This window comes from Nocardiopsis sp. LDBS1602, from assembly GCF_035818715.1.
GTDB lineage: Bacteria > Actinomycetota > Actinomycetes > Streptosporangiales > Streptosporangiaceae > Nocardiopsis > Nocardiopsis alba.
Genome location: NZ_JAYLVW010000002.1, coordinates 419,285 through 432,445 on the forward strand (window position 1 = coordinate 419,285; position 13,161 = coordinate 432,445).

The window sequence follows — 13,161 nt, forward strand, 5'->3', positions numbered from 1 at the left end:
GGATGGTGGTCCCTTCCGTCGTCGGTGGTCACAGGGCGGTCAGGCCGAGCTCGATCAGCCGGTCGCGGGCCCAGGAGAGTTCGGCGGCGATGCCGTCGATCAGCCCGCGTTCGTCGGTCGGCCGTCGTTCCTCGGGGAGCACCGTCCAGGTGTAGGTCTCGACCTCGACGTGGTCGGTGAGCGCTCCGCCCGGCCCGAGGAGGAGCCCGAGGGTCTCGACGAGGTGGTCGGTGGTGCCGGTCAACGGAGGGTGCGCGGGGGAGTGCAGGGGAGCGTGGAAGTGGGTGCGCCACGGGCCGTCGCCGGGGAGCGCCCGGGGGCCGGACAGGGCCTCGGGCAGGTCGTCGCGGGCGTGGAGCCGGCCGTGCGCGCGTTCACGGGTCTGGTGCAGGAAACGGTCCTCGGCGAAGGCGGTCAGGGCCGTACGCGCCTCGGATCCGGTGGGGTCGGGGATCTCCAGGGCGGCGGAGGCCTGGGTCTTGACCACCGGGAGGCCCGCCTCGGCCAGACGTGTCAGGGCCGGGGCGGGTTCCTCGAACCCCACCGCCAGATGGCAGGTGTCCAGGCACACGCCCAGGTGCGGGGGGAGGCCCGCGAGCAGTCGGGCGGCGTCCCGGGTGCTCTCCACGACGCATCCGGGTTCGGGTTCCAGGGCGACCCGGATCGGACGTCCGGCGTCGGCGAGCTCCTCCAACGCCTTCGAGAGTTCGGTCAGGTGCCCGCGCGCGACGGTCAGGCGCTCGGGGGTCCAGGGTTCGCGCCAGGCCAGGGGGAGGGTGGAGACGCTGCCGCGTTCGGCGTCGTCGGGCATCAGTCGGGCCAGGACCCGCGCGCAGTCGACGGTGTAGTCCAATCGGGCGCGATCGGTCCAGTCCGGTCCGTACACGGCGTGCTTGACGACGGGGGCGTGGAAGCCGGTGTAGGGGAAGGCGTTGAGGGTGACGGTCTCGGCGCCGGCCTCGTCCAGGCCCTCGCGCAGGAGGTCGACCAGCGAGGGGTCGGTGGCGAGCCGACGGGCCAGGGGCGCGGGCAGCCATAGTCCCAGCCCCAGACGTTCCACCCCCAGGGCCGAGCGGACGCCGCCGCCGAACACCCGGATCTGTCGCAGGACGCCGTCGAGGTCCTCGGCCGGGTGGACGTTGGTGCAGTAGGCCAGGTGGACGACGGTGCCGTCGGGGTGGCGGAACCTCATCGGTCGTCCCCCTCGGGTCTTTCACCGCGCAGGAGCGAGTTGCCCTCGAAGGTGGAGCCTGCCGTGGCGCCCCCTTCCGGGAACAGCCGCCCGCTCCGCGCGTAGAAGTCGACCGGGTTGCGCCACAGGACCCGGTCCACGTCCTCTTCGGAGAACCCCGCCGCGAGCATGGCCCGACCGGTGTACAGGGTGGTCAGCGGGTCGCTGTGGCCCCAGTCGGCGGCGGAGTCGACCAGGATCCGTTCGGTGCCCCACTCCGACAGGATCCGCACCATCCGTTCCGGGGCCATCTTGGTGTCGGGGTAGATGGAGAAGCCCATGGCGCAGCCGGAGGCGTGCACCATGGCGACGGTGGTCTCGTTGAGGTGGTCGACCAGGACCCGCTCGGGCGGGATCCCCGACTCCTCGACCAGGCGCAGGGTGTGCCGGGTGCCCTCGATCTTGTCCCGGTGCGGGGTGTGCACCAGCACCGGCAGTTCGAACTCGCGGGCCAGCTCCAACTGGTGTCGGAAGGCCTTCTCCTCCTCGGAGGTGCGGGAGTCGAAACCGACCTCTCCGACCGCGACCACGCCGTCCTTGGCCAGGTAGCGGGGGAGGAGGTCGAGGACCCCGGTCAGGCGGGGGTCGTTGGCCTCCTTGGGGTTGAGCGCGATCGCGCAGTGGTGGGCGATGCCGAACCGGGAGGCACGGAAGCGCTCCCATCCGACGAGGCCGTCGAAGTAGTCGCGGAAGGAGCTCACGCCGGTGCGCGGCTGGCCCATCCAGAAGGCCGGTTCCACCAGGGCCCGCACTCCGGCGTCGTACATGGCCCGATAGTCGGCTGTGGTACGGGAGGTCATGTGGACGTGCGGGTCGAAGATGCGCATTCAGGTCTCCGTCCGGTGCTCGGGGAAGCGGTCCAGGAGGGTCAGGGCGTCGTCGGGGACGGGGCGGCCCGCCGCGGAGCGTTCGTGTGCGAAGTCGGCGCACATGCGGGCCAGTTCGGGGTCGGCCCGCGAGTCCAACCCCGCCACCACCGACAGCGGGACCTCGACGAACAGGCATTTGAGCACCGCCTGGCGCCACGAGTGGTCGTCCGACAGCGCCTGGGTCGGGCTCGCGGCGGCGGCCGCGATCAATCGGGGGTCGTTGGTGCGCAGGGCGTCGGCCAGGAGCCCGCGAACGATCGAGGCGACCTCGGGAAGGGCGGTGTCCAGGTGGTGGAGGCCGTACAGGACCGCGCGCCTCTCGTCGGCGTCCCCGTACTCGTACAGGTCGTGGATCTCCTCGGCCGCATCCGGCGCCGGAAGGGCGCGCGTCAGGGTCCGCAGCAGCGCGACCCGGACCAGGTCCTCCACGGTGGGTCCACGCAGACCGGTGGGGTCTCCGGAGGGGCCGGCGCCCCGGGCCACCCGCCGGGCGGCGGCGGGGAACAGCACCGCGATCCGTGTCGGGTGTTCGGCCACCTCGGCGCACAGATCGGTCAGGGCCTCGCGGGCCCTCGCGTCCGGAAGGTGCTCCACGCTCATACCCGGTCCTTTCGAACGGCCCGCTCCCATGCGGCGTCGAGGGCGTGTTTGGAGCGTTCGGCGACCAGAGGGGCGGCGTGACCGTGGCGGGGCAGTTCCACGGAGGCGAGTCCTCGATAGCCGGCCCGGTCCAGGGCGCCCAGGACCCCGGGCAGGTCGATCTCGCCCTCTCCGAACTCCAGGTGTTCGTGCACGTGGGGCCGCATGTCGTCCAACTGCACGTTGGCGATCAGGTCGCCGGCCCGGGCGATCGCCCCCTCGGGACCGTCGGGCTCGTTGCACACCCCGTGCCCTACGTCGAGCGTCACCCGGAGCCGTTCGGGGTCCCCGAGCCGACGCCGGAGCTCCAGGACGTCGTCCAGCCGTTCGACGAACATGCCCGGTTCGGGTTCGAAGGCGCAGTCCACGCCCAGCTCCTCCGCCACCACCAGGACCTTCTCCACACCGGCGACGAGTCGTTCCCAACCCCGGTCGGGGTCGGCGCCGGGAGGGAGGATCCCCGACCAGAAGGACACCGCCCGGGCGCCCCAGGCGTCGGCGATGCGTACCGCCCGTTTGAGCAGGTCGACCCGGACGTCACGGTCGGAGTCGGAGACCAGGGTGGGTTCGTGCTTGCGCCGGGGGTCCAGCAGGTAGCGGGCGCCGGTCTCCACCACCACCGACAGTCCCAGTGACTCCAGGCGTCGACCGATCGCGGCCGTCCGGGCCTTGACGTCCAGGCCGAACGGGTCCAGGTGCGGATGGTCCAGGGTCAGTCCGACCCCCTCGTAGCCGAGGTCGGCGATGATCGCCAGGGCGTCGTTCAGGCGGTGGTCCCAGAAACCGTTGGTGCCGTATCCGAACCTCACGTCACCACCGCCGTCCTGGCCGCACGGGCCGCCAAGGGTGCGGCCACCGCCAGCGCGCAGGCCGTCCTCGGGGCCCCGTACCGCGCCAACAGCGCGGCCTGGAGCGGGATCATCCCGCGAATGCCCGTTCCGGTGGCCTCTCGGGCCCGTCCGGCGGTCGGATCCACGAGGGCCCGGCCCTGGGCCGAACCGACGGACACGGCGTACACGCCCGCGAACAGCGCGGCGCCGAGGCCTTCCACCGTTCCGCGCGAGGCGTCGTGGCCCTTCGCGGAGGGAAGCGCCGCCACCGCCGTGGACAGCAGCGTGCAGGCCAGGGATCCGGCCGCCACCTCCGGCCGGGTGCCGTGCACCTCGCCTCGGCTCAGCGCCGTCACCCCCAGGGTGTGCACGGCCATGGCCAGGGCGGGCCGCGCCGCGTCGGCGGTGCGATCGCCCGCGCCCAACAGCACGTCCAGGCCTCGGGCGGCGGCCATCCCCAACGGGGCCCACGGTGTCGGCTTGAGCACCAGGTCGTAGGTCCACACGGTGGCGGCCAGCGCCGAGGCGACCAGGGCGGCACGTCGGCCGCCGGACAGGGCCGCGACGCCCACACCGGCCGCCGTGAGCCCACAGGCCACGGTGAGGGCCTCGCCCGGTGCCACCTCTCCCGAGGGGATCGGACGTTCGGGCCGCTCGACCGCGTCCAGGTCCCGGTCGGCGTAGTCGTTGAGCGCCATACCCGCCCAGTACAGGCAGACCGAGGACAGCGGTAGCGCCATGACGCGGGGGTCGCGCGACCGGCCCGTCGCCGCGGCGCCGGTCAGGCCGTCACCGAGGACGGTCAGGGCCGCGGGAAGGCGCACCAGGCGGGCCAGGGAACGGAGCCGGCGGTTCATCGGAGCCCTCCCCGGTCGTCGGAACACCAGGCGGTCAGCGCGCGCCACTGTTCGGCGAGCCCGTGCGGGCCGCCGCCGGCCGGATCCTTGAAGAAGAAGCCCAGCTCCGGCACCGGACCGACCCGGCCCGTCCGGTGGGCGTGGGCGGTCAGCCGGGCCAGGTCCAGGATCAGCGGAGCGGCCAGGGCCGAGTCGTGACCGGACCAGGTGAACTGGAGGGACATCCGGGCTCCCAGGAAACCCTCGAAGGAGACGTGGTCCCAGGCCACCTTGGTCCCGCCCAGGTCCGGCACGTAGTCGATGTGCAGCGGGCCGTCCACCGGATGCCCCAACAGGTGCTCCAGCCCCCGGGCCTTGGAGGAGGTCTTGCTGTCGTTGCTGCCCGGGTCGGCCAGCGTCCGTCCGTCGCCGCCGCCGAGCAGGTTGGTCGAGGACCAGGAACGCACCCGGAGCGCGCGGGTGGCGAACATCGGCGCCAGCGCGCTCTTGACCAGGGTCTCCCCGGTCTTGCCGTCCGAACCGGCCCAGGGCAGCCCCAGCCGTTCGGCCAGGGCTGAGAGGGCGGGTGGTCGGGGGCCGGCGTTGGGCGTGAACTCCACGAAGGAGCAGCCGGCGCGCAGCGCCGCGTAGGCGTAGGCCGAAGAGGCCGGGATCCGGGCGTTCCCCGCGTCCAGGGCCTCCTCCAGGCGGCCGGGGTCGGTGAGTTCGGGGGCCGGGGCCGGAGGGGGCTCGGTGCCGGACAGGTCCACGACCACCACCCTCTCCAGCGATTCCGCCTCGGCGAACTCGCGGAGATCGCGTTCCAGGGAGTCCACGTGGCGGCGGGAGAACCCTGCGGCCGGGGTCTCCACCCCCTCGCGGATCCGACGGTCCACGGCGCCCAGTTCCTCGGCGAACATCTCCGTCAGACGTGGTGGCACCGCCCCCGCCCCGGCCAGGGGCTCCGCGCCCTTGGCCAGGTGGGTGCCGTGGAGGTCGTGGCCGCCGAAGACCAGGTCGCCGATCCCGGGCAGGCCCGCCGCGGCGAACTCGGGGCGTTCGGTGACGCACCCGATCGGCTCCACGGCTCCGGCCCGGACGGCCAGAGCGCCGAGGACGGCCGTGGTGGCGACCGATCCTCGCGCTCCGATCGACCACACTCCGATACGTGTCATGGGGTCCCCTGTCAGTGGTCGTCGTGTCCGGGGGCCTCTTCGAGGGCCCCGTCGCCGTCCTCGGCCTCGTCGGGTGTCAGGGCCCCGCTGCCCGGTGCCGCGGGGAGGTACAGGTGGATATGGCCGTGACCGGCCTCGACACTGACCATGTCCAGTTGTGTGGCCGCCACCGACCACGCGCGGACCGCCTGGTCCCGCAGGTCGGCGGCGAGTTCGAGCAGATCGGTGCGCCGGTCCTCGTCGGCGCGCACGGCGGAGTCGTAGGCGTTCAGGGAGGAGGCGAGCAGGTCGACGGAGCCGCGCAGCCCCGCGTGGGTGACGTTGAACGCGGTCTCGCCCGATTCGGCGTGCTCCAGGTGGTCGCGGGCCTCCAGGGTGGTCCCGAGCCAGGCGTCGATCTCCTCGGTGTTCGGGAGGTCCTCCGACGGGGCCGAACCGTCCGCGGGCAACACCGTGTCCAGGGACTCCAGCACCGGGAGCAGTCCCTCGTGAGCGGCACGGGTGTGGTGGACGAGCTCCTCCACCTGGTCGACGTGGCGTTCGGCCGCGGAGGCCTCCAATTCGGCCACCCGGGCCAGGTCGGGGGAGACCGCGTCGTCGCCTCCGGAGAAGACGACGATCACCGCGGCGGCGATCGCTCCGACCAACAGGACGGATCCGCCGGTCAGCCACCAGGTGGTGGCGGTGGCGTCCTTGGTCATCACGCGTTCGGTCGTGTCCGGGCCCTTTCCGTTCTCGGGCTCGCGGGGGTCTCGACTCTGGTCCTTCTCGGTGCGCACGGGCACCTCCCGTCGGTTCGGCACTCTGTCGGGGGAGAGGCGGCGCGTACCGTGCGAGCGACGCCGCCGGGGGCGGCGGGGCCGGGGAGGGCCCCGCCGCGTTCGGTCGTGCTTCACCGCCGTGGACACGGCGGCTCCGGGTGTCGGTGGGGTCAGTCGGGGAGCAGGGCCCTGAGCCGGGTGGCCAGGTCGGTCAACTCCTCTCGGGCGTCGTCGTCGACCACGGACTCGACGACCGCGACGAAGCGCTCCAGGGAACGCTCGGCCTGGGCGGGCCGTCCGGTGTCCAGGTGGTGTTCGATCAGCCGCAATTGCGGGGCGAGACGGCGGGCCTCGGAGTGGGTCAGGGACCCCTCGTCGGCGAGCGCGTCGATCCGCTCGGAGACCTCGGTGAACGTGATCGGCTCGACCTCGTCCTCCAGGTCCATGACCTGCACGTCGCGGAACAGGACCGTGTCGGCGTCGCCGTGGTTCTGGAGTCCGATGAACCCGGAGGACAGGTCCCGGTCCGGGTCGGTGCTCTCGAACTCGTTGACGAGCTCACCGTTGACGCTGACCCGGATCATCGGGTCGTCGACCTCGATCTCCATCGTGTTCCACTCGCCCACGACCTCGGGGTGCGAGCTCGCCTCCTGGAAGCCGTAGACGGCTCCCGTCCGGGTGAGGGGGTCGCCCGCCGGGGCGCCGAACGGGTCGATCTGGATCTCGTAGCCCTGGTCGACGGCGACCCAGGGGTCGTCCCCGGGGTCGGGGAAGCCGACGAAGACACCGGAGTTGTCGCTCTCCTCGGGGGTGAGGTAGTCCAGCTTCAGCCGGTAGGAGCCCAGCTCGGTCTCGTGATGGAGCAGGCCCATGCCGCCCTCGGTCCGGAGCACGCATCCGTCCTCGTCCGGAACGATCTCGAAGCCGCCCGGTCCGGCCATGCTCCAGCCGTCCAGGGATTCGCCGTCCCACAAGGCGCGGTACCCGTCGTCCACGTTCGGCGGGGCGCACTCCTCGGGTTCGGCGACCTCGCCGACGGTGATCGTGTGGGAGGCCGAGGTCCCGGTCGCCCCGTCGCCGTCGGTGGCGACCGCGCTCACGGAGTACTCGCCCTCGGCGACCTCCGTCCAGGTGGCCTCGTAGGGGCTCTCGGTCGCCGTGGCCACCGGTTCGCCGTCGACGAGGAACTCCACCCCTTCGATACCGACGTCGCCGTGGTCGGTGACCTCCGCCGCGAGCGCGATGTCCTCGCCCGGGGCGTGGACGGAACCGTCCTCGGGGCTGGTCAGAGCGACCTCGGGGCCCTCGTCGGGGGCTTCGTGGTCCCCGTGACCGACCTCGAAGTAGTTGAGGTTGAACAGACCGTCGGCCACGTCCGGGTCGTCTCCGGTGAAGACCAGGAACAGCTCGATGGTCCCGCCCGGATCGGTCACCTCCATGGTCACGTCGGTCCATTCCTGCCAGCCGCCGGTGACCGGGACGTCGACCGTGCCCAGCGTCTCCCCCTCGGGGGAGCCGGCCCGGGCCTCGATGGCACCGCCGTATCCGTCCGAGGCGACCCGGAAGGTGATCTCCTCGATCTCGTACAGGTCGACCGGGGTGTAGGAGACCCAGTCACCGTGCCCGATCCAGGAGAGGTTGCGCAGCCCTCCCTCGTCGTCCTCCGTCGCCTCGGTCTGCACGCCTCGGCTGTCGGAGAAGTACTGGGCCTGCATCCGCGACGGGTTGAGCTTGACCCCGTCGGAGCCGCTCAGCGGTGGTGAGGCCGCTCCGCCGCCGTCGGTGTACTCGGCCTGGAGCACCCAGAAGATGTTCATGTCGTGGCCGTGACCGCCGTCGGTCCCGGTGACGCTGACACCCTCGCACGCGTCGTACTGCGTCCAGGGGTGGGCGTGGGAGTCGTGCCCCAGGGACGAGGTGACCTGAACGTCGCCGCAGTCGATCCCGTCGCCGATCGATCCGTCCTCGGCGTCCTCCACGGAGACGGAGAACGGGATCTCGTCGCCCCAGGAGAAGAACCGTCCGTCCCTCGGGGTGTCGAAGGAGACCTCGGGCGCGGTGTTGCCGGCGGTGACCGTCGTCGTCGCCGTACCCGTACGTCCCTCCTCGTCCGTGACCGTCAACGTGACGGTGTAACGGCCCTCATCGGTGAAGGTGTGCGTGGGCGAGACCTCGGTCGAGGTCGCGCCGTCGCCGAAGGCCCACGCGTACTCGAAGGGCAGGCCGCCGGGGTGGAAGGAGTCCTCGGCGGAGAACTCCACGGTCAGCGGGGCCGGACCGGAGGTGGTGTCGACCCCGATCCTGGCCACCGGGCTGTTGCCGGAGACGTAGTCGATGCGGGAGATCGCCGAGTCCTCGGCCCCGCCGAAGTAGCCGGATCCGTACTCCAACACGTACAGGGCGCCGTCCGGGCCGAACTCCATGTCCATGGGGTTGGCCAGGTCGATGTCCGGCACGGTGTCGGTGATGTCGAGGACGCCGCCCTCGTCGTCCAGGTGGATCTGCTTGATCCACTGGCGTCCCCACTCGTACATCAGGGGGACGCCGTCGTAGTACTCGGGCCACTTGTTGTCCGACTCCAGGTCGGGGTCGTAGTGGTAGGCGGGTCCGCCCATCGGGGAGCCGCTGCCCTCGCCCAGGTGCGGGAACTCCTCGGACTCCTCGTAGGAGTACCAGATCGACGCCGGGGTGACCGGGGGCAGCTCCTCCAGACCGGTGTTGCGCGGGGAGTCGTTCACCGGCGCGGCGCAGTCGAACGCCTCACCGGAGGTCCCCGACCCGAAGTCGTGGTCGACGTAGGCGGAGTTGTTCCCGATGCAGTACGGCCAGCCGATGTTGGCGGCCTCGGTGATGTGGTGCCAGGTCACCGTGTTCTGCGGCCCTCGCTCGGGGTCGGCCTCATGGGCGTCGGGTCCGTAGTCGCCCAGGTAGACGCCGCCGTCCTGAGGGTCGACCGAGAAGCGGAACGGGTTGCGCAGACCCATGGCGAAGATCTCCGGGCGGGTCAGGTCCGGGTCGGAGGTCTCCGGCGGGAACAGGTTGCCCTCGGGGATGGAGTATCCGCCGTCCTCGTCGACGGAGATCCGGAGGAGTTTGCCCCGCAGGTCGTTGGTGTTGGCGGAGCTGCGCTGGGCGTCGAACGCCGGGTTGCGGCTCTCGCGCTCGTCGATCGGCGTGTACCCGTCCGACCCGAACGCGCTGGTGTCGTCCCCGGTGGCCAGGAGGAGACGTCCCTCGTGGTCGAAGTCGATGTCGCCGCCGACGTGGCAGCACATGCCGCGCGTGGCCTCGACCTCCAGGATCACCTGTTCGCTCTCCAGGTCCAGGGTCGGCTCGTCACCGTCCACGAACTGGAAACGCGACAGGTTGTTGTGCGCCTCATAGGGGGCGAAGTCCTCCGGCGCGCCGTCCGAGGGCGCCTCACCCGAGGGGACCCCGTCCAGCACGGGCGCGTAGTACAGGTACACCCACCCGTTCTCCTCGAAGTCCGGGTCGAGGGCTACGCCCTGAAGACCGTCCTCGTCGTGGTCGTACACGGGCAGATCGGTGAGCAGGGCGGTGGAGTGGGTCTCGGGGGACCACAGGGACACCCGGCCGTCGCGCGAGGTGTGCACGACACGGCCGTCCGGCAGGACCGCCATGCCCATCGGCTCGCCGACGTTCTCCTCGCCCTGGGCGAGGGTGACCTTCTGGAAGTTCTCCCAGGCGGTGGCGCCGCAGTCGCCCTCGGCCCGGCCGGCCGCCCATTGGAGACCGCCCAGGAGGTGGTCGGTGAACTCCGGTTCGGAGTAGGACTCGTTCGTGTGGCCGCCGCCGGTGTACCAGGATCGGCCGCCGTCGTAGACCTGGCACCAGGCGATCGGGTGGTCGTACCCCATCTGGCCGGCCGGGTCGACCTGGTCCTCGTAGGAGCCCTCGTCGAGCCCGGCCAGGACGTGCACGTCGCCGCGCGGGTTGACGTCGTAGTCGTACCACTCGTCGTGCCGCTCCCACGAAGCGGGAAGACCGGCCGTGGAGGGGTGCACACGGTCGTTCACCATGACCGTGGCGTCCTGGGTGCCGGGCGGGTGACTGGCGAAGTAGGCGCCGACCAGTTCGCCGTACCACTCCCAGTCGTAGTGGGTGTCGGAGGCCGAGTGGACGCCGACGTAGCCGCCGCCCGAACGGATGTAGTCCTCGAAGGCGCCCTGCTGGTCCTCGTCCAGCACGTCGCCGGTGGTGGAGAGCCAGACGACCACGTCGAAGCGGGCCAGGTCCTCCTCGTTGAAGACGTCGGCGTCCTCGGTGTGCTCTGTCTCGAAGCCGTGTTCCTCGGCGAGAGCCTCGTAGAGGGCGACGCCGTGGGGGATGGAGTCGTGTCGGAAGCCGGTGGTCTTGGAGAAGATCAGCGCGGTGAACGGGTCCTGTTCGACCTCGTCCGCCTGGGCGGGGACCGATGTCAGGCCGATGGCCATGGCGATGGCCGCGACGGTCGCGCCCAACGCTCTCAGGGGGCTGGTGATCACGGGGAACCTCATCCGGAGAATGGGGGTCGATGAGTCCGTGCGGCGTGCCGGCGCCGACGGCAGGGACGGTCTGCGGGCCACGGTGTTCCGGCGCCGGTCGGGGACCGGGCGTCGGTGGACGCGTGGACGGGGTCCGTCGGGGAGTTCCTGCTATCGCGTTCGGAAGCGGGGGAGGCCGCCTCATCGGGGTGCTCAGTCCATGGCGGCTCCTTTCACCGGGGGCGTGGGGGAGGGAGACGGAGGAGGTTCCGAGGTGGTGATCGAACGGAGGAAGGCCAGACCGTCGACAGCGAGGGCGTCCTGGGAGGCGGCCAGGGGCCGCCATATGGACGCCGCCGTGGCGACGCTCACATTGTGCGCTGTGAACGACTCGATCACCAGGGGTCCCGGGTAACCGGATTCATCTAGTTTTGTCACGATCTGTAACCAGTCCAGGTGATCGGCGCCGGGCGTTCCTCGGTCATTCGCACAAACCTGGACGTGGTGGATGCGCCCGGTGGCCCGGGAGATCGCCTCCGCCACATCCTTCTCCTCGATGTTCATGTGGTAGACGTCCAAGGCGAGACCGCAGTGTTCGGCGGGCAGGTCCGCGAGCGCCTCCAACGCCTGGTCCACCGTGTTGAGCACGCTGGTCTCGTACCTGTTCAGCGGCTCCACGGCGATCCGCACCCCCGCGGCCGACGCGTGGTCGACCACGGGGGCCAGAGCCTCGGTGAGCTCCGAGCGCAGCCCCGCCCGCTCTTTCGGGGACATGCGCCAGGTACGCCCCACCGAGGCATAGGCCGGACCCGCGACGACGGTGGAACCGACCTCCGCCGCGGCGTCGACGACCCGCCTGAGGTAGTCCCTGGTCCGTCGAACGGTGCCGGGATCGGTCGCCACGAGCTCCCTGCCCGGGGACATGACCAGGACGACGGTGGCGCCGAGCCCCAGATCGTCCAGGAGCGTCCGGGCGTGGGCGGGGTTCCAGTCGCCGATCTCCTCGACCGGCAGTTCCAGCACGTCGAACCCCCACCCCGCCACGCGGGGCGCGATCCGACGCAGTTCGGCGTCGGTGAGCGGTGACGTCCAGACCCAGGTGTCGACCCCCAGCGCGCGCATCCCTACCGGTCCACCCACGCCTCGGGGAAGCCGGGCAGGTCCTCGCCGCCGAACTTCGCGTAGTGCAGGGAGGGCATCTCGGAGTTGCGCTCCAGGTAGTCGTCGAGCTCGTCCTGACGGATCGGCTCCTGCGGCAGGATCCACTCGGCCGGGACCTCCTCGCCCGCGAGGATCATGCCCGCCGCGATCATCGGGGTGCGCCACTGGAAGTTGGAGTACACCGGGGCGATCGCCGTCAGCCCCTCCTCGTCCCACTTGCGCATGAAGCTGAGTTCGTCCTCGCCGGCGATCACCGGATAGGGGCGGCCGGCGTCCTCGAAGGCCTCCAGGCCCGCGACGGCCCCGTCCCCGGCGTCCATCCAGATGCCGTCGACCTCGCCTCGTTGCAGGTGCTGGGAGACCAGATCCTTGATCTGGGCCCCGTCGCCCTCGGTGAACTCGAAACCGAGCAGCTCCAGGTCGCTGTCGCCGAAGACCTGTTGGGCCGCGGCCCAACGGTGTTCGAGCACGTCCACACCGGGCAGGATGCGCAGGGCCAGGACGGTCGACCCCGGTTCCAGGTTCTCGACCAGGAACTCGGCGGCGTCGGCCCCGTAGGCGTAGCCGCCGATCGGGTGGATGAACGTGACCATGCAGTCGCTGTTCACGCCCCGGTCGAAGACGATCACCGGGACCCCGCTCTCGCAGGCGGTCTCCACCGCCGGGGTCAGCGTGGCCGTGGTGGAGGGGGAGATGATGATGGCGTCGCAGTCCCCGGAGTCCACGAACGCCTGGATGTCGGAGATCTGCTGGTTGTCGTCGTCGGCCGCGTCGGAGGAGGAGAAACCACCGATCCGCCCCTCCTCGATCAGCGCCTCCGCCTGTTGGCGCATGGTGATGGAGCCGGTGACCCGCCAGGGGTTGGACACCGAGGCGTTGGAGAAGCAGACCCGGGCGTTCTCGGGGTCGTCGATGGCGAACTCGGCGGTGTCGATCCATTCGGGCTCGATCGCCTGGGCCCAGGGCTCGTCGTCCGGGCCCTCGGGGGTGATCTCGCGCTGGGCGAGCTGCGCGTCGAACTCGACCTGGTCGAACCACTCGGCGTCCGGGGTCGTGGCGGCGCCGTTCTCTCCGCCGGCGCCGTCCGCCCCCTCGGGGGCGTCGGTCGTACAGGCGGTGAGCAGCAGGGTCAGGCCGGCGGAGCCGGCGAGGAACGCGGGGGGTAGGCGCATGGG

Annotated in this window: 10 protein-coding genes; all 10 read right to left on the reverse strand. The window is 71.4% G+C overall.

Annotated elements, in window-relative coordinates:
• Window positions 1-28: 28 nt before the first annotated feature.
• The 10 genes from eboE to U9J66_RS10055 all read right to left on the reverse strand — a co-directional run bounded on the left by eboE (window position 29) and on the right by U9J66_RS10055 (window position 13,158).
• Entirely contained in the window at window positions 29-1,192 is a 1,164-nt protein-coding gene (gene eboE, locus U9J66_RS10010; protein WP_326337570.1) for a metabolite traffic protein EboE, read from the reverse strand.
• A complete protein-coding gene (locus tag U9J66_RS10015; RefSeq protein WP_017533325.1) occupies window positions 1,189-2,058 on the reverse strand; it encodes a TatD family hydrolase in 870 nt (289 codons plus the stop codon). The genes eboE and U9J66_RS10015 overlap by 4 nt, the downstream gene beginning before the upstream one ends.
• Window positions 2,059-2,700: an EboA domain-containing protein gene (locus U9J66_RS10020; RefSeq protein ID WP_052358179.1), complete on the reverse strand. Its 642-nt coding sequence runs from the start codon at window positions 2,698-2,700 to the stop codon at window positions 2,059-2,061. It abuts the gene before it with no gap.
• Window positions 2,697-3,548, reverse strand: coding sequence for a sugar phosphate isomerase/epimerase family protein (locus U9J66_RS10025; protein ID WP_161110656.1), 852 nt, complete (start codon window positions 3,546-3,548; stop codon window positions 2,697-2,699). Before U9J66_RS10025 ends, U9J66_RS10020 begins: the two co-directional genes overlap by 4 nt.
• Entirely contained in the window at window positions 3,545-4,426 is an 882-nt protein-coding gene (locus tag U9J66_RS10030) for an SCO3242 family prenyltransferase (protein ID WP_326337571.1), read from the reverse strand. The genes U9J66_RS10025 and U9J66_RS10030 overlap by 4 nt, the downstream gene beginning before the upstream one ends.
• Window positions 4,423-5,580 carry an inositol-3-phosphate synthase gene (locus tag U9J66_RS10035; RefSeq protein WP_051018260.1) on the reverse strand — a complete coding sequence of 386 codons (1,158 nt, stop codon included), beginning with the start codon at window positions 5,578-5,580 and terminating at the stop codon, window positions 4,423-4,425. Before U9J66_RS10035 ends, U9J66_RS10030 begins: the two co-directional genes overlap by 4 nt.
• 11 nt (window positions 5,581-5,591) lie before the next feature.
• Entirely contained in the window at window positions 5,592-6,359 is a 768-nt protein-coding gene (locus U9J66_RS10040) for a hypothetical protein (protein WP_326337572.1), read from the reverse strand.
• Between the two features lie 152 nt (window positions 6,360-6,511).
• On the reverse strand, window positions 6,512-10,846 hold the full coding sequence (locus U9J66_RS10045; RefSeq protein ID WP_326337573.1) for a ThuA domain-containing protein: 4,335 nt from the start codon (window positions 10,844-10,846) through the stop codon (window positions 6,512-6,514).
• 192 nt (window positions 10,847-11,038) lie between these two features.
• Window positions 11,039-11,947, reverse strand: coding sequence for a sugar phosphate isomerase/epimerase family protein (locus U9J66_RS10050; RefSeq protein WP_161110652.1), 909 nt, complete (start codon window positions 11,945-11,947; stop codon window positions 11,039-11,041).
• 2 nt (window positions 11,948-11,949) lie between these two features.
• The gene (locus tag U9J66_RS10055; protein WP_326337574.1) at window positions 11,950-13,158 is read right to left on the reverse strand and encodes a substrate-binding domain-containing protein; all 1,209 of its coding nucleotides are present in this window, start codon (window positions 13,156-13,158) and stop codon (window positions 11,950-11,952) included.
• Window positions 13,159-13,161: the final 3 nt, after the last annotated feature.